Source organism: Sphaerisporangium sp. NPDC051011, assembly GCF_040653595.1.
In the GTDB taxonomy this organism is placed as follows: Bacteria; Actinomycetota; Actinomycetes; order Streptosporangiales; family Streptosporangiaceae; genus Sphaerisporangium.
The window spans coordinates 39563-61843 of sequence record NZ_JBFAGG010000028.1; the positions used below are offsets into that span (position 1 = coordinate 39563).

At 70.6% G+C, this 22281-nt stretch carries 21 protein-coding genes and 1 riboswitch; of the genes, 10 read left to right on the top strand and 11 right to left on the bottom strand.

Features of this window, described 5'->3' with window-relative positions:
- Positions 1-34 precede the first annotated feature (34 nt).
- Entirely contained in the window at positions 35-667 is a 633-nt protein-coding gene (locus AB0H21_RS39015; RefSeq protein WP_358526816.1) for a haloacid dehalogenase-like hydrolase, read from the bottom strand.
- A gap of 229 nt (positions 668-896) precedes the next feature.
- On the opposite strand from AB0H21_RS39015, the gene AB0H21_RS39020 reads away from it, so the two are divergent.
- The gene (locus AB0H21_RS39020; RefSeq protein WP_358526818.1) at positions 897-3287 is read left to right on the top strand and encodes a helicase C-terminal domain-containing protein; all 2391 of its coding nucleotides are present in this window, start codon (positions 897-899) and stop codon (positions 3285-3287) included.
- A gap of 149 nt (positions 3288-3436) precedes the next feature.
- Positions 3437-5083, top strand: a complete 1647-nt coding sequence (locus AB0H21_RS39025; RefSeq protein WP_358526819.1) for a DNA repair helicase XPB — start codon at positions 3437-3439, stop codon at positions 5081-5083.
- Positions 5084-5309: 226 nt separating this feature from the next.
- On the opposite strand, the gene AB0H21_RS39030 is transcribed toward AB0H21_RS39025, so the two are convergent.
- Positions 5310-5648 (bottom strand): hypothetical protein, encoded by a 339-nt coding sequence (locus AB0H21_RS39030; RefSeq protein WP_358526820.1) that lies wholly within the window; start codon positions 5646-5648, stop codon positions 5310-5312.
- A 174-nt stretch (positions 5649-5822) separates the two neighbouring features.
- On the opposite strand from AB0H21_RS39030, the gene AB0H21_RS39035 reads away from it, so the two are divergent.
- From AB0H21_RS39035 to AB0H21_RS39045, 3 genes are all read left to right on the top strand, one after another.
- Complete coding sequence (locus AB0H21_RS39035) at positions 5823-7943, top strand: AAA family ATPase (RefSeq protein WP_358526822.1); 2121 nt, start codon at positions 5823-5825, stop codon at positions 7941-7943.
- Positions 7944-8009: 66 nt separating this feature from the next.
- Complete coding sequence (locus tag AB0H21_RS39040; RefSeq protein WP_358526824.1) at positions 8010-8795, top strand: hypothetical protein; 786 nt, start codon at positions 8010-8012, stop codon at positions 8793-8795.
- A gap of 389 nt (positions 8796-9184) precedes the next feature.
- Entirely contained in the window at positions 9185-9634 is a 450-nt protein-coding gene (locus tag AB0H21_RS39045) for a GNAT family N-acetyltransferase (protein ID WP_358526826.1), read from the top strand.
- Between the two features lie 190 nt (positions 9635-9824).
- Here AB0H21_RS39045 and AB0H21_RS39050 read toward each other — a convergent pair whose 3' ends face one another.
- Positions 9825-10013 carry a helix-turn-helix transcriptional regulator gene (locus AB0H21_RS39050; RefSeq protein ID WP_358526827.1) on the bottom strand — a complete coding sequence of 63 codons (189 nt, stop codon included), beginning with the start codon at positions 10011-10013 and terminating at the stop codon, positions 9825-9827.
- A 212-nt stretch (positions 10014-10225) separates the two neighbouring features.
- Here AB0H21_RS39050 and AB0H21_RS39055 point away from each other — a divergent pair, with 212 nt between their 5' ends.
- Positions 10226-10387 (top strand): hypothetical protein, encoded by a 162-nt coding sequence (locus AB0H21_RS39055; protein ID WP_358526829.1) that lies wholly within the window; start codon positions 10226-10228, stop codon positions 10385-10387.
- Between the two features lie 240 nt (positions 10388-10627).
- Here the strand turns inward: AB0H21_RS39055 and AB0H21_RS39060 are convergent, their stop codons facing one another.
- The 6 genes from AB0H21_RS39060 to AB0H21_RS39085 all read right to left on the bottom strand — a co-directional run bounded on the left by AB0H21_RS39060 (position 10628) and on the right by AB0H21_RS39085 (position 16082).
- Entirely contained in the window at positions 10628-10834 is a 207-nt protein-coding gene (locus tag AB0H21_RS39060) for a DUF397 domain-containing protein (protein WP_358526830.1), read from the bottom strand.
- A gap of 227 nt (positions 10835-11061) precedes the next feature.
- Entirely contained in the window at positions 11062-12687 is a 1626-nt protein-coding gene (gene groL, locus AB0H21_RS39065) for a chaperonin GroEL (RefSeq protein ID WP_358526832.1), read from the bottom strand.
- A 415-nt stretch (positions 12688-13102) separates the two neighbouring features.
- The gene (locus AB0H21_RS39070) at positions 13103-13303 is read right to left on the bottom strand and encodes a cold-shock protein (protein WP_354845365.1); all 201 of its coding nucleotides are present in this window, start codon (positions 13301-13303) and stop codon (positions 13103-13105) included.
- 339 nt (positions 13304-13642) lie between these two features.
- Positions 13643-13918: a MoaD/ThiS family protein gene (locus AB0H21_RS39075; RefSeq protein WP_358526834.1), complete on the bottom strand. Its 276-nt coding sequence runs from the start codon at positions 13916-13918 to the stop codon at positions 13643-13645.
- A gap of 13 nt (positions 13919-13931) precedes the next feature.
- A complete protein-coding gene (thrC, locus tag AB0H21_RS39080; protein ID WP_358526836.1) occupies positions 13932-15227 on the bottom strand; it encodes a threonine synthase in 1296 nt (431 codons plus the stop codon).
- A 14-nt stretch (positions 15228-15241) separates the two neighbouring features.
- A riboswitch (SAM riboswitch) is annotated at positions 15242-15403 on the bottom strand.
- A gap of 115 nt (positions 15404-15518) precedes the next feature.
- Positions 15519-16082, bottom strand: coding sequence for an RNA polymerase sigma factor (locus tag AB0H21_RS39085; RefSeq protein ID WP_358526838.1), 564 nt, complete (start codon positions 16080-16082; stop codon positions 15519-15521).
- A gap of 171 nt (positions 16083-16253) precedes the next feature.
- On the opposite strand from AB0H21_RS39085, the gene AB0H21_RS39090 reads away from it, so the two are divergent.
- Positions 16254-17681, top strand: coding sequence for a trehalose-6-phosphate synthase (locus tag AB0H21_RS39090; RefSeq protein ID WP_358526840.1), 1428 nt, complete (start codon positions 16254-16256; stop codon positions 17679-17681).
- Positions 17682-17856: 175 nt separating this feature from the next.
- Positions 17857-19038 carry an MFS transporter gene (locus AB0H21_RS39095; RefSeq protein ID WP_358526841.1) on the top strand — a complete coding sequence of 394 codons (1182 nt, stop codon included), beginning with the start codon at positions 17857-17859 and terminating at the stop codon, positions 19036-19038.
- On the opposite strand, the gene otsB is transcribed toward AB0H21_RS39095, so the two are convergent.
- The gene (otsB, locus tag AB0H21_RS39100; protein WP_358526843.1) at positions 19022-19870 is read right to left on the bottom strand and encodes a trehalose-phosphatase; all 849 of its coding nucleotides are present in this window, start codon (positions 19868-19870) and stop codon (positions 19022-19024) included. The genes AB0H21_RS39095 and otsB overlap by 17 nt on opposite strands.
- Positions 19871-19892: 22 nt before the next feature.
- The gene (locus tag AB0H21_RS39105; RefSeq protein WP_358526845.1) at positions 19893-20207 is read right to left on the bottom strand and encodes a DUF3263 domain-containing protein; all 315 of its coding nucleotides are present in this window, start codon (positions 20205-20207) and stop codon (positions 19893-19895) included.
- A 220-nt stretch (positions 20208-20427) separates the two neighbouring features.
- On the opposite strand from AB0H21_RS39105, the gene AB0H21_RS39110 reads away from it, so the two are divergent.
- Both AB0H21_RS39110 and AB0H21_RS39115 read left to right on the top strand, forming a co-directional pair.
- Positions 20428-21237 (top strand): SAM-dependent chlorinase/fluorinase, encoded by an 810-nt coding sequence (locus tag AB0H21_RS39110; protein ID WP_358526847.1) that lies wholly within the window; start codon positions 20428-20430, stop codon positions 21235-21237.
- A 364-nt stretch (positions 21238-21601) separates the two neighbouring features.
- On the top strand, positions 21602-21982 hold the full coding sequence (locus AB0H21_RS39115) for a hypothetical protein (protein WP_358526848.1): 381 nt from the start codon (positions 21602-21604) through the stop codon (positions 21980-21982).
- The last annotated feature ends 299 nt before the right edge of the window (positions 21983-22281 follow it).

The following is a 22281-nucleotide window of genomic DNA, read 5'->3' on the forward strand; positions in this document are numbered from 1 at the left end:
GGTGAATGGATGTAGGTTATGCCCACGCGGGGCATCAGATGACCGTCGAAACGGCCCCGATTTCGGCGACACGCCAGCGCTCGTACCACGGCCCGAACCCCGTCAAATCCTGCAATACTACGTCGGCTCCGTGATCACGCAGGGCATCGGCGGTGTAGGCGCCCGTGGCCACTCCGACGCTCAGCGCGCGGCCCGCCCGCGCCGCCGCGATGTCGCCCGGATGATCTCCGACGTAGGCGGCGGCGCCGAAGGACGCGATGGCCGTCCCCTTCGCCTCGCCGAAGACCGACCCCACGACCTCTTCGACCTCCAGCCCCAGCGCCGCGAGCGTGCGATGGGCGCTCGGCTCGTACTTGCCGGTCACGACGATGACGCGGCCGCCGTGGCGGCGCACCAGGGCGACGGCGTCGGCGGCGCCCGGCATGAGCGTCGTCATCGGGATCGCGATCTCCGGATAGAGCGAGCGGTACAGGGCGGCGGCGTCCGGGATGCTCTCGGGCGGCAGCCAGTGGGCCAACTCCTGTTCCAGCGGCGGGCCGAGACGGGCGACGACGGCGGCGCTGTCGATGGCGACGCCGAGACGGCTCGCCACCTCGTCGTATACCGCCGCGATTCCCGCGCGCGTGTCCGCGAGCGTCAGATCAAGATCAAACCCTACTGAATACACCCTTGAAGGATGCCAAATCCCGCGCGGCCCCGCGCACTCCGCGAGGTTACAGAACCCGGGCGCGCCCGAGCCCACGCGCCGTTTCGCCCGAACGGGCAAACAACGGGCCCCCGGTTTGTGATCGCCCGCCCGGTGTGCGACCACGCGCGGCCTCCTACGATGGAGGAAACGGTTTCTACGGCGAGCGGGCGTTTGCGGTGACGGTGGACAGAGGGTTCGGTGGCGATTGATGGACACCCGGTTCACTGAATGGCTGCGCGGCCTGCCGGACGAGCGGCTGCGCGCGCTGGTGGCCGGGCGCCCCGAGCTGATCACCCCCGTCCCCGCCCACCTCGAAGGGCTCGTGATCCGCGCCACCAGCCCCTCGGCGACCGGCCGGGCGCTCGACCGGCTCGACCGCTTCGCGCTGGCGGTCGTCGAGACGCTGCTGGTCGTGACCACCGAGGACGGCCCCGGCGTGCCGCACGCCGAGCTGCGCGCGGCGATCGCCCGGTCCGTCCCGTCCGACGCCGGGCCGCTGAACGGGCCGCTGCGGGAGGCGGTCGACCGGCTGCGCGGCCTGGCCCTGGTGTACGGCCCGGACGACGCGCTGCGTCCCGCGCCGGGCGTCCGAGACGTGTCAGACGCGCCGGCCGGGCTCGGCCCCCCGGCCGCCGAGGTGTTCCGGCACCACCCGCCCGAGCGCCTGGAGGAGCTCGTCCGGGCGATCCACCAGGGGCGGAAGGGGGACGAGACCGGGGTGAAGCGCCTGGCCGGGCTGCTGGCCGAGGGCGGCATCGTCGAGCGCCTGCTGGGGGACATCGGCCCGCAGGCCCGCGCGGCCCTGGACGAGCTCGCGTGGGGCCCTCCGGCGGGCCGCCTGCCGAACGCCCGGCGGGAGGTCAGCGTCGCCACCGCGCAGTCCCCCATCGAGGAGCTGCTCGCCCGCGGCCTGCTCGCCGCGACCGGCGAGGAGTCGGTCGTGCTGCCCCGCGAGGTCGGGCTGGTCCTGCGCGGCGGCCGGGTGCACCGCGACCTGCGCCCGGGCGCGCCGCCGCTCGCCGGGACGGCCCGCGACCAGGCACTGGCCGACCGCACGGCGGCCGGGCAGGCGTTCGCGTTCGTCCGCACGACCGAGGAGCTGTGCGAGCGCTGGGGCGTCGACCCGCCGGGCACGCTGCGCACGGGCGGCCTCTCCGTACGCGATCTGAAGAAGACGGCCCAGCTCCTGGACCTGCCCGAATGGACGGCCGCGCTGGTCATCGAGTCCGCGCACGCGGCGGGCCTGATCGCCTCCAGCGCCCCCACGGACGGCGAGTGGCTGCCGACGACGTCCTACGACGCCTGGCGGGTGAAGGCCACCGAGGACCGCTGGGAGGTCCTGGCCATGGCCTGGCTGACCAGCGACCGCGTGCCCGGCCTGGTCGGCGAGCGCGACGACCGCGACCGCCTGCTGAACGTCCTGCACCCCGAGCTGCGCAGGCCCACCGCCGCCGAGGTCCGGGTGCGCACGTTGCGCGTACTGGCCTCGGCCGGGCCGGGCCTCGCGCCGTCCGCCGAGTCGGTGCGCGAGCGGCTCGCGTTCGAGCAGCCGCGCCGCCGCGGCTCCTACCGCGATCAACTGGTGGGCTTCACGCTGCGCGAGGCAGAGCAGCTCGGGCTGACCGGCCTCGGCGCGCTGTCGCTGTTCGGCCGCCCGCTGCTGCCCGGCCAGGCCCAGGTCAAGGACGGCCCCGCCGGGCTGCTGGCGCCGCTGCTGCCCGAACCGGTGGACCACGTACTGCTCCAGGCCGACCTCACGGCCGTCGCCCCCGGGCCGCTGACCAGCGATCTCGGGCGCTGGCTCGCGCTGGCCGCCGATGTGGAGTCCAAGGGCGGCGCGACGGTGTACCGCTTCTCGGAGGACTCGATCCGCCGCGCGCTGGACGCCGGGTCGAGCGGGGACGAGCTGGTGTCCATGCTGGAGAAGCACTCGGCGACGCCGGTCCCCCAGCCGCTGCGCTACCTGGTGTCCGACGTCGCGCGCCGGCACGGCCGCGTCCGGGTGGGCACCGCCAGCTCGTACGTGCGCTGCGACGACCCGGCCGTGCTCGACGAGGTGATGGCCGACAAGCGCGCGGTCCCGCTGCGGCTGCGCCGCCTGGCGCCCACGGTGGTCGCGTCCCGCAGCTCCCGGGCGGTCGTGGTCGACTCGCTGCGCGCGTTCGGATACTCCCCGGTCGCCGAGTCGGCGGAGGGCGACGTGCTGGTGACCCGGGCCGACGCGCGGCGCACGGAGCGCCCGCCGTCCGTCCGTCCCCCGGTCGGCGCCTCGGCCCCGGACGCCGATCTCGTGGCGGCGGCCGTGCGGGCGATGCGCGCCGGGGAAGAAGCCCACCAGGCGCGCCGGCTGCCGTCCGCGGCGCCCGACGGGCAGGTGCCGCGCACGCCCTCGACAGGGACGGTCACGCTGCTGCAGGAGGCGATCCGGCAGGGCTCGCGGGTCTGGATCGGCTACCTGGACTCCCAGGGCCAGGCCACCAGCCGCATCCTCGAACCCGCCCGCATGGAGGGCGGCTACCTCACCGCCTACGACGAGACGCGCGCGGCCGTCCACCGCTTCGCGCTGCACCGCATCACCGGCGTCGCCGACGTGAACTGACCTTCCCCCCTTCCGTATGGTGGTACGACGACGTCCGGCCGAGGGAAGCGGGACTGATCCGGCCCGCCGTCTTGTTGGATAGGCGTACGAACCGGCGGCCCACGTACGAGCCCGGGGAGACCAGGGAGAACCGAGGGAGAAGAGGAAACGTGTCTGATGGCCCGCTGATCGTCCAGTCGGACAAGACGCTGCTGCTCGAAGTGGACCACGAGAGGGCGGACGAGTGCCGCAAGGCGATCGCGCCCTTCGCCGAGCTGGAGCGGGCGCCGGAGCACGTCCACACCTACCGGGTCACCCCGCTGGCGCTGTGGAACGCGCGTGCCGCCGGGCACGACGCCGAGCAGGTCGTGGACGCGCTGATCACCCACAGCCGCTACCCGGTGCCGCACGCGCTGCTGGTCGACATCGCCGAGACGATGTCCCGGTACGGTCGGCTGCGGCTGGAGAAGAGCGAGCACCACGGGCTCACGCTGACCAGCACCGACAAGGCCGTGCTCGAAGAGGTGCTGCGGTCCAAGAAGGTGCAGCCCATGCTGGGCGCGCGCATCGGCGACGACACCGTCGCCGTGCACCCGAGCGAGCGGGGCAACATCAAGCAGGCGCTGCTGAAGCTTGGCTGGCCCGCCGAGGACCTCGCGGGGTACGTCGACGGCGAGCACCACCCGATCTCCCTGGCCGAGGACGCGTGGAAGCTGCGCCCCTACCAGCGGGAGGCGGCGGACGCGTTCTGGCACGGCGGCTCCGGGGTGGTCGTGCTGCCCTGTGGCGCGGGCAAGACGCTCGTGGGCGCGGCGGCCATGGCCCACGCGCAGGCCACGACGCTGATCCTGGTCACCAACACGGTCTCGGCTCACCAGTGGAAGCAGGAGCTGCTCAAGCGCACCTCGCTGACCGAGGACGAGATCGGCGAGTACTCCGGGAGCAAGAAGGAGATCCGCCCGGTGACCATCGCCACCTACCAGGTGATGACGACCCGCCGACAGGGCACCTACCGTCACCTGGAGCTCTTCGACGCGCGCGACTGGGGGCTGGTGGTGTACGACGAGGTCCACCTGCTGCCCGCGCCGATCTTCCGCATGACCGCCGACCTGCAGGCCCGGCGGCGCATCGGCCTGACCGCGACGCTGGTCCGCGAGGACGGCCGCGAGGGGGACGTGTTCTCCCTGATCGGCCCGAAGCGGTACGACGCGCCGTGGAAGGAGATGGAGAACCAGGGCTGGATCGCGCCCGCCGACTGCGTCGAGGTCCGGGTCACGCTGACGGACTCCGAGCGACTGGCGTACGCGATGGCCGAACCGGAGGAGCGCTACCGCTTCTGCGCGACGACGCCGTCCAAGACCCGGGTCACCGAGACGCTGGTGCGGCGGCACGCGGGCGACCAGGTGCTGGTCATCGGGCAGTACATCGACCAGCTCGACGAGCTGGCGGAGCACCTCGGCGCGCCGGTGATCAAGGGCGAGACGCGGGTGAAGGAGCGCGAGCGGCTGTTCCAGGCGTTCCGCGACAAGGAGATCCAGGTCCTGGTCGTCTCGAAGGTCGCGAACTTCTCGATCGACCTGCCGGAGGCGTCGGTCGCCATCCAGGTGTCGGGGACGTTCGGCTCACGCCAGGAGGAGGCCCAGCGACTCGGCCGGGTGCTGCGCCCGAAGGCGGACGGCGGCGGCGCGCGGTTCTACTCGGTGGTGAGCAGGGACACGGTGGATCAGGATTTCGCGGCGCACCGCCAGCGCTTTCTGGCCGAGCAGGGTTACGCCTACCAAATCATCGATGCCGACGACGTGCGCGCCAGCGAATAAACACGCTGAGCGGCACGCCGCCGTCCCCCCCAAATGCTGTCTTGAGAAAACTTTCAGCCGAGACAGACATTCAGATCCACGAAATACCCCTGGACAACACCCTCACCCCCTCGCTCATTGGCTCCCACGGCGCCAACTGCGACATACCCTATGATCTAACCAAATCACAGGGATTGTCCCGCTTTTTCGGGATTTTGGTATACGGCGACGCAGCGTATCGGCCAGATCACCGACCGACTAACCCGCCGACGTAAAGCACGGCCAGCGCGATTAGCCAGGAAGCCGTCGCAATCCCTACCAACAGGAGGGACTTTTCCGGGTATTTCCGGAATAGGGGTGGAAGAAGGGCCGCCGCCGTGCACGTCGCGGCGGCCACCGCGAAGAGACCGGAGAGCAGGGAAACCATGCCGAGCCGGTCCATACAGGACTCGGGCGGCTCACCGCTGCCGCAGAACGCCTGGAAACCCCAGCCCGCGAAGACGGAGACAACCCACAACCCGCCGAGGAGCAGGTTCGCCAGGGCCGGGATGACCGGAGAGACCGCCACCGGAGTACGCGTCGTCACCCCCACGGCGTACCCAAAGGCCAACTCTCGGCAAACTCCGGGGCAAGGGCCACATCACACGCCGGCGCGGACACGCGTCACTCTGGCGACACGGCGCGTGCGGGGCCGGACGTACTAGGCTTGTGGGTTCGTGCGTTTTGACGACCACCTCCGACCCTGAAGGAGTACGTCCGCATGCCCGGACATCAACTGGCCCCTGACATACCTGACCAGAACCCCGATTCCTCCGACGCCGAACCCGGCAAATCCCCCTCCCACCCCATCGCCTCCACCCACGGGCCCGGCGAGCCCCCCGACCCGGCGGACGTCCTGGAGGCCGAGCGCGCCCACCTCGCGGCCTCCCACGCCGCGCTGCGGGCGATGCGCGAGCACGCGCAGTCCCTGTCGGCCGACGCCGCGGGCGACTGGGTGTCCCAGCAGGTGCTCCAGGGCCTGCTCGACCAGCGCGTGGCCGCCCTCGCCGACCACCCCGACACCCCGCTGTTCTTCGGCCGCCTCGACCGCGCGGGCGACGACGACCTCCCCCTCACGATCCACGTCGGCCGCCGCCACGTGCACGACGACAACAGCCGTCCCCTGGTGATCGACTGGCGCGCGCCGGTGTCCCGGGCGTTCTACCAGGCCCGCCCGTCCGACCCGATGGGCGTGCGGCGCCGCCGCAGGTTCGGGTTCCACGGCGGCGCCCTCACCGCCTACGAGGACGAACCGCTGGACCAGGGCACGACGCTCCAGGAGTCCCACATCCTCACCGAGGAGATCGAGCGCCCGCGCACGGGCCCGATGCGCGACATCGTGGCGACGATCCAGCCCGACCAGGACGAGATCGTCCGCGCCGACCTCGGCAGCACGGTCTGCGTCCAGGGCGCCCCCGGCACCGGGAAGACCGCCGTCGGCCTGCACCGGGCCGCCTACCTGCTCTTCACCCACCGCGAGAAGCTGTCGCGCTCGGGCGTCATGATCGTGGGGCCGAACCGCGCGTTCCTCTCCTACATCTCCTCCGTCCTGCCCGCCCTCGGCGAGGTGCGCGTCGACCAGACCACCGTCGCCGGCATCCTCGGCGACCACGCCGCCCCCGAGGACGCCGCCGTCGCCGCGCTCAAGGGCGACGCGCGCATGGCCCCCGTCCTGCGCCGCGCGCTCTGGCTGCACATCAGCAAGCCCGAGGAGGGCCTGCTGATCACCCGCGGCGTCAACCGGTTCCGCGTCCCCGACCACGAGGTGCGCGAGATCGTCGCGTCCCTGCGCGGCACGACGCGGTACGGCCCCGGCCGCGCGGCGCTCGCCCAGCGCCTGGCCCACGCCGTGCTCGTGCGCATGGAGCAGCGCGGCGAGTCCCCAGACGACCGCGTCCAGGACGCCGTGGCCAGGTCCAAGCCGGTCAAGCAGCTGATGGACGCCGTCTGGCCGCGCGTCACCCCGCAGCAGGTGCTGTTCCGCCTGCTGTCCGACGGCGAGTTCCTGGCCCGCGCCGCCCGCGACGACCTCACCGCCGAGCAGCGCGAGACACTGCTGTGGCGCAAGCCGCCGCGGTCGTGGAAGTCCGCCAAGTGGTCGGCCGCCGACGCGGCGCTGCTGGACGAGCTGACCGACCTCATCGAGCGCACCCCCACGCTCGGCCACGTCGTCGTGGACGAGGCGCAGGACCTGTCCGCCATGCAGCTACGCGCCCTCGGACGTCGCTGCCGCACCGGCTCGGCGACCGTCCTCGGCGACCTCGCCCAGGGGACGACCCCGTGGTCGGCGCGCTCGTGGGAGGAAGTGCTGCACCACCTGGGGTTCGCCGAGGGCATGGTCACCGAGCTCACGCTGGGCTTCCGCGTCCCGCGCGAGGTGCTCGACTTCGCCGCGCGCCTGCTGCCCTCCGTCGCCCCCGCCCTGGCCGCGCCGCGCTCCCTGCGCCCGGGCGCGGGCTCGCTGTCGATCCTCAGGACCGGCGACCTGACGTCCGCCGTGACGGCCGCGGTGGAGCGGGCGGCCGGCCGGGAGGGGTCCATCGGGCTGATCGCCGCGGACGCCGCCGTCCCGGCCTTCTCTGCGGCGCTCACGACCCGCGGGGTCGGCCACGACGTCCTCGGCCCCGACTCCTCCCCCGGCGAACGCCTCTCGGTGATCCCCGCCACGCTCGCCAAGGGCCTGGAGTACGACCACGTCATCGTCGCCGAGCCCGCCGACATCGCCGCCGCCGAGGAGCGCGGCCTCGCCCGCCTCTACGTCGTCCTCACCCGCGCCGTCACCAGCCTGACGGTCCTCCACACCACCGACCTCCCACCCCAGCTCACCGGCGCCGCAACCTAGTTGATCAACGAGGTCGGACGCCCCTAGCATCCCCTCGTGTCCCGAAAATCACCCAAATTACGCCATTTGACGGCCACCACTCTCACCGCCGTCGCGCTGGCGGGCTGCGGAAGCGTCGACTACATGGCCTCGCAGCTCACCGACAAAGAGATCATCGACCCGGAACGGCCGTTCGCGAACTCTCCCTCGGAGCATTTCGGCGACGGCCAGAAGGGCATCGCCATACCGCGGGCCCAGGCCGTGAAGGGCTACTCGGAACAGGACGTCGCGGCCGCGTACAAGACGAGCAAGGAATTGCTGGTCGCGGCCCATCTCGACCGGCGGACCGTGATCGACGGCCGTACGGACACCTTCGCGGGCATGCTCGACCCCGAGCAGCGCGAGCACTTCCTCAAAGACCTGGACAGCAAGGACCCGAGCAAGAACACCCGGGGCTGGGTGACCAGCTTCGCGCCCGGATTCGTCGATCTGGTGGGCGATGTCATCAAGGTGCAGGGCACGATGTCGGCCGTGTCCACGGTGGAGGACGGCGACCGCCAGATCGACGTCCTGTGGGACTACCGCATCGTCTACGCCGTACGGCCGAAGGGGAAGAACACGCCGATCGACCGGACCATGCAGCACGTCAAGGGGACGTTCCAGTTCTGGAGGAACGACCCCAAGGGGAAACTGCGGCACTGGATAGGCGAGACCAATTACGAGACGTTCAACTCTCTGTGCGAGCCGGACGACGACTTCCTGCGCCCGGACTTCTACAGCCGCGGCGGCGGCAAGGGACCCGAGGACGACCCGTACGACGACGCGTCCCCCAAGCTGCCGGACGGCGAGTGCGGGGTGTCCGGCGACGTCTGACGAACACGCCGTGCCGGAGGCGCGGCCATAGGCACAGCCTCTTCGCCGCCCGTCGTGGCGGCGAAGAGGGCGCGGCCGGGTCAGGCGCGTTCGTAGGTCAGGGACAGGACGCCCGTGGTGAAGGTCTTGGAGTCGGCGAGCTTCAGCGGGATCTGCTTGTCGTTGCCGTCCTCGAACAGGCGCACGCCCTTGCCGACCACGATCGTTTCGGCGAAGCGGCGATCGCCAGGATGCTCCCACGCTAGGTTGCATCGGCGATGATGACAGTCCCGCGCCGAGGCCGTGCGCCCCGGAGAACCCCGGAGCGGGTCACAGACCACGGACGGTCACCGGGCGCCGGGCCGATAATTGGACGCGGTCCGGGGCGCCCTCCTGTTACGTTCGGGGCCATGGCTGAACAGGGACGATCGGGCCCCCGCATCCGCACCGCCGTCGACGAGGACGTGGACGCCGTGCTGGCGTTCTGGCTGAAGGCCGCCGAGGGGACGGACCGCCACGACACCGCCGGCGGATTGCGCCGGCTGATCGCACGCGACCCGGACGCCTTGATGATCGCCGAGCTGGACGGGCGGATCGCGGGCACGCTCATCGCCGGGTGGGACGGCTGGCGCTGCCACCTGTACCGCCTCGCCGTCGACCCGGCGCACCGCCGCAAGGGCATCGCCGGTACCCTGCTGGACGCCGCCGAGCGGCGCTTCGCCGAGTTCGGCGGGACGCGCGCCGACGCGATGGTCCTGCACACCAACACCCTCGCCCACCCGGCGTGGACCGCCGCCGGGTACACGCGCCAGGACGACTGCGCCCGCTGGGTCAAGCCGCTGGCCACCGGCGAGGCCTGAGGTCCATCGTGGAGCGGCGCCAACTGTGGTGCCGCTCCACTTTTAGGATCGGAGCTCGGGCTTCCTCCAGACCCCACCTCACGATGACACCTTTGCCTCCGGCTCGAAGTCAGCACCACCTCTTCCTCTAGGTGGTCACTCACCCGCACCGATTCGCCTCAGAGTTACAGCAGTACGTGATCGGGCTTGGTCAGCTGACTTTCAACTGCTCGTCACCGAAGTCCGCAACAAGTTTCAGAACGCCACCGAGGGCGGCGACGTAGCGGTCCAGGACCTCGCGGGTGGACACATCGCCCTTCTCGATCTGGGAGACGCGTCCCACAGAGATACCCATGCGCTCAGCGACCTGTAGCTGGTTGAGGCCGCGGCGTTTGCGCATCTCGGCAAGTGGCCATCCCTTGCGACTCCTCGCGCAACTGCTGCACCTCGTCCTCGAACCGCTCGGGTCCCCCCGCGGTTTCGATCGCGCGCTCCAGGTGATCACTGTCACGCCACTTTCGGTAGCTGCTCACTGGTTCATCTCCTTACGCCGCTCCACCAAGTAAATCTCGTACAGGTGCTCGGCTCGCGGGATCGCGTTCCGATACAGCGTTGCCAGCCGAGCGGCGCTTCGCCGAGTTCGGCGGGACGCGCGCCGACGCGATGGTCCTGCACGCCAACACCCTCGCCCACCAGGCGTGGTCCGCCGCCGGGTACACGCGCCAGGACGACTGCGCCCGCTGGGTCAAGCCGCTGGCGACCGGCACGGCGTGACATCCCTGACGCAGCAGGCTCGCCCCGACCGGCATGCCTCATACACGGTTCGTGTCCCTCGGTGCAGGGTTTCGCCTCGGGCTTCCTTCCCACCACGCCTCACAGCGGCGCAGTTGCCTCCGGCTCAGCGTCAGCACCACCTCTTCCTCCAGGGGACTTCCACCCCAAGCGATCGCCCATGCCGGGCGTACTGCGAAAGGGGCCCGCGACGATCGTCACGGGCCCCCTCAGCGGGTGCTACTAGAACTTGTCGTTTCTGACGCCCTCAACGAAGGCCACCCACGCGCCAGCCTCGACCACCAGGGCCGGGACTGTGAGGTCCTTGCTGTCACGTACGGCACGACGCCCTCCTGTCAGCCCGACGACCTCGACACAGTTGCCACCGCTGCCGCCTGAGTGGGAGGACTTCTTCCAGATTGCCTGGGTTAATTCCGCGTTCTGCTCCATGGCCTCTCTTATCTCTCTGATCTGGACAAGGGACGCCCGCCGGGGTAGCGCCTCGGCACGGATGACCCATGTCGATCATTAGAAAGCAGCTGGACTAGCGAGCGCCCTCGCCTGCGCAATCGAGGGGACTTTCACCCCCAAGCGATCGTCCATGCCGGGCATACCGCGAAAGGGCCACTCCCGGAGGTCCGGGAGTGGCCCTTTCGCGTTAACTGGGAGCCGGAGGCTCAGAAGTCCATGTCGCCGCCGCCGGGCACGGCGGGAGCGGCCGGGGTCTTCTCGGGCTTCTCGGCGATGACCGCCTCGGTGGTGAGGAACAGGGCCGCGATGGACGCGGCGTTCTGCAGCGCCGAGCGGGTCACCTTGGCCGGGTCGATGATGCCGGCCTCGAGCAGGTTCACGTACTCACCGGTGGCGGCGTTCAGGCCGACGCCCGGCTCCAGATTGCGGACCCGCTCCACCACGACGCCGCCCTCGAGGCCGGCGTTCACGGCGATCTGCTTCAGCGGCTCCTCGAGCGCCTTGCGCACGATGGAGGCGCCGGTGGCCTCGTCGTTGAAGAGCTCCAGCTTGTCGAACGCCTTCGCGCCCGCCTGGATCAGGGCCACGCCACCGCCGGGGACGATGCCCTCCTCGACGGCCGCCTTCGCGTTGCGGACGGCGTCCTCGATGCGGTGCTTGCGCTCCTTGAGCTCGACCTCGGTGGCCGCGCCGGCCTTGATGACGGCGACGCCGCCGGCCAGCTTGGCGAGACGCTCCTGGAGCTTCTCGCGGTCGTAGTCGGAGTCGGTGTTCTCGATCTCGACGCGGATCTGGTTCACGCGGCCCGCGATCTGCTCGGGGTCGCCGGCACCGTCGACGATGGTGGTCTCGTCCTTGGTGATGATGACCTGGCGCGCGCGGCCGAGCAGGTCCAGGGTGGCGGTCTCGAGCTTGAGGCCGACGTCCTCGCTGATGACCTGGCCGCCGGTGAGGGTGGCGATGTCGCTCAGCATGGCCTTGCGGCGGTCACCGAAGCCCGGGGCCTTGACGGCGACGGACTTGAACAGGCCGCGGATCTTGTTGACGACCAGGGTGGCCAGGGCCTCGCCCTCGACGTCCTCGGCGATGATCACGAGCGGCTTGCCGGACTGCACGACCTTGTCGAGCAGCGGCAGCAGGTCCTTGTTCGCGGAGACCTTGGAGTTGACGATCAGGATGTAGGGGTCGTCGAGGACGGCCTCCATGCGCTCCGGGTCGGTCACGAAGTACCCGGAGATGTAGCCCTTGTCGAAGCGCATGCCCTCGGTGAGCTCGAGCTCGAGGCCGAAGGCGTTGCTCTCTTCGACGGTGATGACGCCTTCCTTGCCGACCTTGTCCATCGCCTCGGCGATCATCTCGCCGATCTGGGTGTCGCCGGCGGAGATGGAGGCGGTGGAGGCGATCTGCTCCTTCGTCTCCACGTCCTTCGCGATCTTCGAGAGCTCCTCGCTGACGCGCTCGACGGCGGCCTCGATGCCCTTCTTCAGGGACATCGGGTTGGCGCCGGCGGCGACGTTGCGCAGGCCCTCGCGGACGAGCGCCTGGGCGAGCACGGTGGCGGTGGTGGTGCCGTCACCCGCGACGTCGTCGGTCTTCTTCGCGACTTCCTTGACGAGCTCGGCCCCGATCTTCTCCCACGGGTCCTCGAGCTCGATCTCCTTGGCGATGGAGACACCGTCGTTGGTGATGGTGGGAGCGCCCCACTTCTTCTCCAGCACGACGTTGCGGCCCTTGGGACCAAGGGTCACCTTGACGGCGTCGGCGAGCTGGTTCATACCGCGCTCGAGACCGCGCCGGGCGTCCTCGTTGAACGCGATCATCTTGGCTGCCATACGGCTAGACCTCCCAGATACAGGGTGGCTTGCGGCGGATCGAGCCGACGCCCGCGACGGCATGTAGACCCGGTTCCCACGACACCTGTCGCCGTGGATCAGCCGGGCCCCGACGCCTCGATCCAGGTTTGTCACTCTCCACACGAGAGTGCCAACGAACTGTTTAGCACTCTACCCGGTCGAGTGCAAGCGACCACCCCTATGACCTGGGAGGCACAGCGATTTGTCCGACCGTATGCACAATATTGGATCTGCGCTCATCGGCGGGGAACGCATGTGCGGGAATCCGCAGCTGGGGCAGGTACCGGGATGAGAGAAGGCCCGGGCCGCGATGAAGCGCGGACCGGGCCCTCCAACTCGTGACTGTGGGTAGACCAGTGGATCTCCCGCCGCGGGCCGGACTACGCCGGCCGCGTCACACAGTCCGCACGGACTCTGCCTGTGGACCCTTCTGGCCCTGTGTGATCTCGAACTCCACCCGCTGACCCTGTTCGAGCGACCGGTATCCCTCCGACAGGATCGCCGAGTAGTGGACAAACACGTCCTTACCACCGTCTACCGCGATGAAGCCGTAGCCCTTGTCCGCGTTAAACCATTTGACGGTGCCCTGCGCCACTTTCCGACTCCTCTTGCTGGGCTCCGGACCCCGCCCACTCCTCCGCGAGGCCCGTGACCTTCGGAACCGAGACGCATGCGAACTCCTCGGCCACGTCGATCGTTCTCGACCATACCTGTGGCATGCCTTGGCGCAACAGAGTCAAACACCAAACTACTTCTTGACGTTCGCTCTAAGCAGTACGCGACTATTTCATACTTGCGTTTAGTTAGTTGACAATTACACTACCGAGAGGGCCCAGTAAGGCTTCTATTGTGATAGCTGGGCCGTTCACGGGCCCAGAACGCGCGAACGCCCGCGCATCCCGAGGGACACGCGGGCGTCCGGCGCCGCCGATGGTCAGCCTCCGGCGACCGCCGGGATCACCGAGACCTGAGCGCCCTCGGGCGTCACAGTGTCAAGTCCGTCGATGAAACGGACGTCCTCTTCTCCGACATACACGTTGACAAAACGGCGGATGTTGCCCGTTTCGTCCAGAATACGGGCCCCGATTCCGGGGAAGTCCGCATCGAGCTTCTGCAACACGTCGCGAAGCGTCGCGCCTTCACCCTTCACCTCGGCGGCACCGTCGGTGTACGTACGGAGAATCGTCGGAATCCGCACAGAAACGCTCATTTATCGGGACCTTTCAGGAGTTTTCGACGACAGCCGTACGGAATGCGTCGAGAGAGGGGCGGATGACCGCGGTCGGCCGGGCCTCGTCGGAGACCGCGTCCAGGGTCTTCAGGCCGTCGCCGGTGTTGAGCACGACCGTCTCGGCGTCGGGGTCCAGCAGCCCCTTGGTCAGCAGCTTGCGCAGCACTCCCACGGTGACGCCGCCCGCCGTCTCGGCGAAGATGCCCTCGGTGCGCGCGAGCAGCCGGATGGAGTCCACGATCTCGGCGTCGGTGACGTCCTCGACCGCGCCGCCCGTGCGGCGCGCGATGTCGAGCACGTACGGCCCGTCGGCGGGGTTGCCGATGGCCAGCGACTTGGCGATGGTGTCGGGCTTGACCGGCTGCACGACGTCGCGCCCGTCCTTGTACGCGGCGGACACCGGCGAGCAGCCCTCGGCCTGCGCGCCGAAGATCTTGTACGGCCTGTCCTCGACGAGCCCGAGCTTGATCAGCTCCTTGAAGCCCTTGTCCACCTTGGTGAGCTGGGAGCCGGACGCCACCGGGATGACGATCTGGTCGGGGATCCGCCACCCGAGCTGCTCGGCGATCTCGTAGGCGAGCGTCTTGGAGCCCTCGGCGTAGTACGGCCGCAGGTTCACGTTGACGAAACCCCAGCGGTCGCCGAGCGGGTCGCCGATGAGCTCGGAGCAGAACCGGTTGACCTCGTCGTAGGTGCCCTGGATGCCGACCAGGCGACCGCCGTACACCGAGGCCATGACGATCTTGGGCTGCTCCAGGTCGGCCGGGATGAAGACGCAGGCGTCGAGCCCGGCGCGGGCGGCCGCGGCGGTGACGGCGCCGGCGAGGTTGCCCGTGGACGAGCACGACAGGGTGTGGAAACCGAAGGTGCGCGCCGCCTCCAGGGCGATGGCGACGACCCGGTCCTTGAAGGAGTGGGTCGGGTTGCCGGAGTCGTCCTTGACGTGCAGGCTGCGCAGCCCCAGCTCGCGGGCCAGGTTCTCGGCCTTGACGAGCTTGGTCCAGCCGGGGGCGAGGTTGGGCTTGACGCCGACGTCCACGGGCACCGGCAGCAGCGCCCGGTAGCGCCAGATGTTGGAGGGCCCGGCCGCGATCTGCTCCCGCGTGACCGGCGCGGTGCCGTCGAAGTCCGGGCTGTTCCAGGTGTAGGCCACTTCGAGTGGCCCGAAACACTCGATACAGGCGAAGGTGGGGCCGAGGTCGTACCGGGTACCGCATTCGCGGCAAGAGAGAGCCACGGCGGGACCGAAGGAGTTGGAAGTGGTGATCTCAGCTGTTGCGAGCGCCATGAAGCGAGGCCTTTCCCTCATCTTCGCCCGGACCACCTTGGTCACGGGCCGGAATTGGCACCTGTCCCGGCCGGTCTCACTGGTCTAGTGCCGCGACATTCGGAGACGCGATGACCACAGCCGGGAGGGTTGCCGGGGCTTCGCAGGGCCGGTCCCTCCACCCCTCTGGATGAGCAATATGCAGTTGTGAACCCGCCGTCATGACAGGCAGGCCGACATCACTGTACCTCGCGGCCCAGCGAGATGACCCCGCGTCTCAAACGGCGAGACGTCTCACGGCCGAGGGGTGGTTCAGGTGAACCTGCCGTACTCGTCGCCGAGGACGCCCTGGACGTACTTGCGGGCTTGGTGGATGCGCGACTTGGCGGTGCCGAGCGGGATGCCGAGCTGGTCGGCCACCTGGTTGTAGTCGAGCTCGCAGATGTCGCGCAGCACCAGCGCCTGCGCGAGTTCGGGCTTGTCGGCCTCCAGCGCCTCCATCGCGTCGAGCAGGTCGAGCCTGGACCCGGCGATGACGCTCACCCGGCGCGGGTCGGCGCGAAGGTCGGGCAGTTCCTCCGACGACTGCTCGGCGGCCCGCCGCTTCAGCGAGCGGTACGTCGTGCGCGCGCAGTTGGCCGTGACGATGTGCAACCAGGTGGAAAAACGTGCCCTGCCCTCGAACCTGCCGATGTTGCGCGCGACCGCCAGCAAAGTATCCTGGCAAGCCTCTTCCGCGTCCTGGTGGTAGGGCAGCAGCCGCGCGCAGTGGCGAAGCACGTCGGGCTCGATGCGGCGGAGAAGCTCCCCGAGGGACCGGTGGTCGCCTTGGGCCGCGGCACGGGCAAGCTCCTCGGTCGTCTCGTCAAGCGCCATGTCGGAGCCCTCCTCGGCCGCGAGGCCCTCGCCTCGCCCTGACCACCACCACCGGCCCATCTTATTGGGAGCGTTAAATTTAAATAATCTGCCGCCAGGTGAGCATCCCAACGTGGAGAAGAAGAACGGCGCGGGACGACCGCCGCACGGCGGACGAGGAGTGGTAAGCGGATGAACACGGTTCTCATGGCCTCCAACCGGGGCCCGGTCTCGTTCACGCTCGCCGACGACGGCACGCTGACCATGCGCAGGGGCGGAGGTGGCATGGTGTCCGGCCTGTCCGAGATCGCCAAGGCCGCCGACGTGCTGTGGGTGTGCGCCGCGCTCTCCGACGGCGACCGCAGCGCCGTGCGCCGGGCCCCGGGCGGCCGGCTCGACCAGGCGGGCTACGACACCGGCGCGGTGCGCATGCTGGACATCCCGCCCGCCACCTTCCACCGCGCGTACAACGCGGTGGCCAACTCCACGCTGTGGTTCGTCAACCACCTGCTCTACGACACGCCGAACTCGCCGCAGTTCGACACCCGCTTCCGCCGCGAGTGGGAGTCCTACCAGGACTACAACGCCGCGTTCGCGCTGGCCCTGGCCGAGGAGGCCGCGCACGGCGCCCGCGTCATGATCCAGGACTACCACCTCACCCTCGCCCCCGCGATGCTCCGCGTGGAGCGCCCGGACCTGCGCGTGGCCCACTTCTCGCACACGCCGTGGGCCCCGCCGGAGTACTTCTCGCTGCTTCCCGACGACATCTCGGCCGAGCTGCTGTCGGGCATCCTCGGCGCCGACCGCGCCGGCTTCCTCACCGCGCGGTGGGCGTCGGCGTTCATGGACTGCTGCGAGGTGCTGCTCGGCGCTCGCGTCGACCGCGCCGCGCGCACCATCGCGTACGAGGGCCGCACGACGCACGTCGGCGTGCACCCGCTCGGCGTGGACGGCGACGCGCTGTGGGCCCGCGCGCTGGAGCCGGACGTCGAGTCGCACATGACGGCGCTGCGCGAGCGCGTGGGCGACAAGAAGCTCATCGTGCGCATCGACCGGACGGAGCTGTCGAAGAACATCGTCCGGGGCCTGCTCGCCTACAAGCAGTTCCTGACCGACCATCCGGAGTGGCACGGCAAGGTCGTGCACCTGGCGTTCGCCTATCCCTCCCGGCACGACCTGCCCGAATACCGCGAGTACACCGCGGCCGTGCAGCGCTGCGCGACCGAGATCGAGGACGAGTTCGGCGGCGAGGACTGGGATCCGCTGATCCTCAACGTCAACGACGACTACGCCCGCTCGCTCGCGGCCTACCGCATTGCGGACGTCCTGCTGGTGAACCCGATCCGGGACGGCATGAACCTCGTCGCCAAGGAGGGCCCGATCCTCGCGCCGCACTGCGCGCTGGTGCTGTCCCGCGAGGCCGGCGCGGCGAGCGAGCTGGGCGCCGACGCGCTGATGGTGAACCCCTACGACGTGTCCGGCACGGCGAACGCCCTGCACGACGCGCTGGTGCTCCCCGAGGAGGAGCGCGCCAAGCGCGGGGCCCGCCTGCGCGCGGCGGCGACCGCCCTGCCGCCCCACCGCTGGTTCGCCGACCAACTCGCCGCCCTGGACACCTGAGCTGTGCCTATGGCCTCGCTCCGCTCGGCGGGTTCGGGGCGCGGTCATCGGCATGGGCGAGAGGGGGGTGTTCAAGCCGAGGGTAGGAGCTTTCTGACCTTTGGGTGGATCACGGCGAAGGTCCGCCTGGTGATACTTTCGTGCTCATTCGAGGCTTTCGAGGCGCGGGGGATCAGTGAGCTCGACCGCAGTCGTCCGTTCGCTCGCCCGTGACCGTCCGACCTGGCTGATCTACTTCCAGCTCGCCACATTCGCGACCTATCTGTACGGCCTGTCGGCCGCGCTCCCGCTGCTGCGCATCGACCAGGGCGTGTCGCAGGCCGTCGCCGGGCTGCACGGCACGGCCATGGCCGTGGGCGGCGTCATCGCCGGGCTCGCCATACCCCGCGTGATCGCCAAGGTGGGCAGGCGCAGGGCGACCTGGCTCGGCCTCGCCGGGATGACCTGCGGCGTCCTGCTCGTCGCGGCCACGACGGCGCTGCCCGTCACGCTGCTCGGGTACGGCCTGGCCAGCGGCGGCGGCTCGATCTCGCTGTACATCGGCATGTCGGTGCTGAGCGACCACCACGGCACGGCGGCCCCCGCGGCCATCAACGAGGCCAACGCGGTCGCCGTCACTGCCGGCATCGGCATGTCCTACCTGATCAGCGCGCTGGCGCCCACCTCGCTCGGCTGGCGCGCCGGCATCCTGGTCACCCCTGTGGCGATGTTCCTGCTGCTCGTGCTCATGGGCCGGGTGTGGGTGCCCGCGCCCTCCCCCGGCGGCGGGCCGGACCCGGTCTCCGCCCCGGCCCCGGCCCCGCAGAAGGCTCCCTACGGCTGGCGGTTCCACGCCGCGTGCGGCGTGCTGTTCTGCCTGGTGGCGATGGAGTTCCTGTTCAACGTCTGGGCCGCCGAGCTGCTGGCGGACCAGACGGGAATGTCGCTCGCGGCCGCCGCCACCGGGCTGACCGCGTTCACCATCGGCGTGGCCGCCGGCAGGTTCGCGGCCGGGCGGCTGGCGCTGCGGATCGACCCCACGCGGCTGCTGGGCGGCGCGCTGCTGGTGACGCTCGCGGGCTGGACGGTGTTCTGGCTCGGCGACCGGCCGCTGTTGTGCTACGCGGGCCTGGTGCTGAGCGGCCTCGGCGTCGCGGTGCAGTTCCCGCTCGGCCTGTCCCGGGTCATCGCCTCCTCCGGCGGGCGGGCGTCCGAGGCGAGCGCCACCGCGTCCATCTGGACCTCGGTCGCGGTCGGCGCGGGCCCGTTCGTGCTCGGGGCGCTGGCGGACGGCTTCGGCACCCACACGGCGTTCCTCATGGTGCCGGTACTGATCGCCTGCGCCATCGGGGGCATCGCGCTCAGCGCGCGCCGGTAGGGGTGATCGCGTCCGCCAGCGACGTGAGCAGGGCCGCGACCCCGGCCGGGCCGTCCACGACCACGTCGGCGCGCCGGGCCAGCTCGGTGACCTCCGCCGAGGCGCTGCACACCGTGACGCCCGGCAGCCCCGACAGGCGCACGGCCTCGAACGCCGCGAGGTCGCCGAGGTCGTCCCCGGCGAAGAGCACGGACCTGGCGGCGCGCTCGGCGAGGAAGGCCCCGAGGGCGTGCCCCTTGTCCATGCCCGCGGGCCGCAGCTCCAGCACCAGCCGGCCGGGTTCGACGGTCAGCCCGGCCGACGCCGCGAGCTTGCCGAGCGGCTCGCGCAGCGCGCGCAGCGTCCCCTCGGGGTCGGGGGCCCGCCGGGTGTGGACGGCGACGGCCCGTCCCTTGTCCTCCAGCGTCACGCCGGGCTCGGTTCCGTCGGTGACGGTGAACCCGAGCGAGGCGACCAGGGCCGGCACCTCGGCGCGCACGCGGTCGATCTCCGGCGGCGGCGGGGGCGAGGTCACCCGCCCGGCCTCCCAGCGTTCCAGGCCGTACTGGCCGAGCACCACCAGGCCGGGGACGTCCGCGAGGCCCGGCCCGCCCGCCACCTGCCCGTACTCGACGGCCGTGGCCGCGGGGCGGCCCGTCACGATGACGACGGCCCGCACCAGGCCGCCCAGGCGCGCCAGCGCGGCCGCCGCCTCGGGGGCGACGCGGGCGTCGGCGGGGTCGGGGACGATCGGGGCGAGCGTGCCGTCGAAGTCGAGCCCGATCACGGCGCCCTCGGGATCGGCCGTGATGGCCGCTAAACCGGCGTTGTCCGGCAACAGGTCATGAGTCACGCGGGGAGCACTACCCCATCGATCAGGGGCGCATACCGAGACGCCGCGCCGCGCGCTCGCGCTGACGCGAGGCCCGCAGGCGCCTCAGCCGCTTCACCGTCATCGGGTCGTGGGCCAGCGCCTCGGGCTGGTCGATGAGCTGCCCGAGAAGCTGGTAGTAGCGGGTCGCGGAGATCTCGAAGGTCTCGCGGATCGCCTGCTCCTTGGCGCCCGCGTACCGCCACCACTGACGCTCGAAGGCGAGGAGCTCGCGCTCCCGGTCGGTCAGTTCCCCGGCGACGCGGGGGGCCGGCCCTTCCTCGGGATCGCTGTCACCGGGATCCGGCGCGGTGTCCATCAGGTCCTCCTCGGTCGGGCACGCGGAGAGGCGGACGGCAGGCCGGGCGGGGGAAGCGGGAGACCAGCGAACGTGCGCCCGGACGAGCGCGACCCTGGGCCGCGCCGCGCGTGCGGCCCGTGGCCATGGTAGTCGGGAATTCGCGGCTGTTCATGACACTTCGGGAGACCTGTGGGCCGCCCCTATGACACCGCGAGCGCACGACGTAGGGTCACCAAGTGTGACCTCAGTCATCACGCTTCTCACCGACTACGGGCTGGAAGACGGCTTCGTGGCGTCCTGCCACGGGGTGATCCTCGGGATCGCCCCGGAGGCGCGCATCATCGACGTCTGTCACCTGGTTCCCGCGGGGGACATCCGCCGCGGCGCCGCGATCCTCGCCCAGACTCTGCCCTACCTGCCGACCGGCGTGCACATCGCCGCGGTCGACCCGTCGGCGGCGAGTGCCCGGCGCTCGATCGCCGTCGAGGCCGGGCAGCGCGTCTTCATCGGCCCGGACAACGGCCTGCTGTCGTGGGCCCTGCTCGCCTCGGGCGGCGCGCGGGTCGCGTACGAGATCACCAACGAGGAGTTGTTCCTCACGCCCGTCTCGCCCACCTTCCACGGGCGCGACGTGTACGCGCCGGTGGCGGCCCACCTGGTCGCCGGCCGCAGGCCCGACGAGCTCGGGCCGCGCATTCCGCTCGACCGGCTGCTGTCGCTGCCCGCGCCGACCTCCCGCATCGGGGAAGGCGCGGCCGAGGGAGAGGTCCTCTCGCTGGACCGCTACGGCAACGTCCAGCTCTCCGTGACCGCCGACGACCTCGCGACCCTCGGCATCCAGGTCGGCGACACGCTGGCGGTGTCCATGGGCAGGCGGCAGATCACGGTGCCCTTCCGCGACACCTACGCGGCCGTCGCGCCCGGGAACCTCGTCGCCTTCACCGACTCCGCGGGCATGGTCTCGGTCGCGGTCAACTCCGGGGACGCCGCGCAGCGCCTCGGCCTGCCGCCCGGCGCGCATGTGCGGCTCGCCCGGGTGTCGCGCTGACGAGGCCGGCGACGCCCCAGGCGCCGCACCAAATGTCCTGACCCGCCCGGAGCCGGGAAAGTCCGGCGGTCAAAACTTCGGTCAACCCGGAAGGGGCCCGAAGCCGCTCCACGAGCGTTCCATGGACGGCGACGACCTGGGCGGCAGGTGCCCTGACCTAGCGTTTCTTCCCTGCGGGCGGGAGGAAACGCGCGGCCTGACCACGTAAAGGCCCGCCAATCATTGCTGTCGTCTGACCATTCGACGTCGCCAATCCGGCTCGCAGGTTCGGTACTGTCTGAGCGGTCACAGTAAGTAACTGTCAGGGCACCACGGGTACACACCTGCCCCTATGCTCCGATGGTCCTCTCAAGGAGAAGTACGAATGATTCGCCGTCTTCTGGTCACTACGGCATGCCTCGGAATCGCCATCGTCGTCCCCGCCGCTGCCGCCTCCGCTGACTCCGCCAAGTCGGCCCGTCCCGCCAAGGCCTCCAAGGCCAGCTGCTGCCCCTGCGGCCCCGCCGCGGCTCTCATCCCCACCGCCACGGTCGTGCCGTGCGGCCCGGCCTTCGGCGGCTACGCCGTCGGCTACGGCGGCGGCTACTACGGCGGCGGCGGCTTCATCGGCGGCGGCTACGGCGGCGGCTACTACGGCGGCGGTTACGGCGGCGGCTACTACGGCGGCGGCCACGGCGGCGGAAACGTCGGCGTCGGCAACGGCGGCCTCGTGGGCGTCGGCGTGGGGAACATCGACATCCTCTGACCCTCGCGCGCATGACCGACAGGGCGGTGTCTCATGGGGCCGGGCCATGAGACACCGCCCTTTGTCGTGTGTTCATGGCTGTGCCCATGGCCGATCGCAACGCCACCACCCTGGTTCGGGGCGCGGCGGTGTTCTGGAGCCGGCACGCGCAAGGGTGAGGAACGATCCCTTGCGTGGGACGGTGGAAGAACGCCGCCTAAAGGGCAAGGCCGTGAAGTTAGGGGCTGATCGGCTTTGTCAAGATGTCGATGCTGATGGTCGCTTTGTAGGTGCGCCGGTCGACGCGCAGGCTCTTGTAG

What these genes read in the sequence shown, in the direction of transcription:
- AB0H21_RS39020 (WP_358526818.1), top strand. Translation starts at nt 897, where the DNA reads ATGGACACCCGGTTCACTGAATGGCTGCGCGGCCTGCCGGACGAGCGG.
- groL (WP_358526832.1), bottom strand. Translation starts at nt 12,687, where the DNA reads ATGGCAGCCAAGATGATCGCGTTCAACGAGGACGCCCGGCGCGGTCTC.
- AB0H21_RS39085 (WP_358526838.1), bottom strand. Translation starts at nt 16,082, where the DNA reads ATGGCGCTTGACGAGACGACCGAGGAGCTTGCCCGTGCCGCGGCCCAA.
- AB0H21_RS39090 (WP_358526840.1), top strand. Translation starts at nt 16,254, where the DNA reads ATGAACACGGTTCTCATGGCCTCCAACCGGGGCCCGGTCTCGTTCACG.
- AB0H21_RS39050 (WP_358526827.1), bottom strand. Translation starts at nt 10,013, where the DNA reads ATGCGCAAACGCCGCGGCCTCAACCAGCTACAGGTCGCTGAGCGCATG.
- thrC (WP_358526836.1), bottom strand. Translation starts at nt 15,227, where the DNA reads ATGGCGCTCGCAACAGCTGAGATCACCACTTCCAACTCCTTCGGTCCC.
- AB0H21_RS39060 (WP_358526830.1), bottom strand. Translation starts at nt 10,834, where the DNA reads ATGGAGCAGAACGCGGAATTAACCCAGGCAATCTGGAAGAAGTCCTCC.
- AB0H21_RS39105 (WP_358526845.1), bottom strand. Translation starts at nt 20,207, where the DNA reads ATGGACACCGCGCCGGATCCCGGTGACAGCGATCCCGAGGAAGGGCCG.
- AB0H21_RS39115 (WP_358526848.1), top strand. Translation starts at nt 21,602, where the DNA reads ATGATTCGCCGTCTTCTGGTCACTACGGCATGCCTCGGAATCGCCATC.
- AB0H21_RS39035 (WP_358526822.1), top strand. Translation starts at nt 5,823, where the DNA reads ATGCCCGGACATCAACTGGCCCCTGACATACCTGACCAGAACCCCGAT.
- AB0H21_RS39045 (WP_358526826.1), top strand. Translation starts at nt 9,185, where the DNA reads ATGGCTGAACAGGGACGATCGGGCCCCCGCATCCGCACCGCCGTCGAC.
- AB0H21_RS39075 (WP_358526834.1), bottom strand. Translation starts at nt 13,918, where the DNA reads ATGAGCGTTTCTGTGCGGATTCCGACGATTCTCCGTACGTACACCGAC.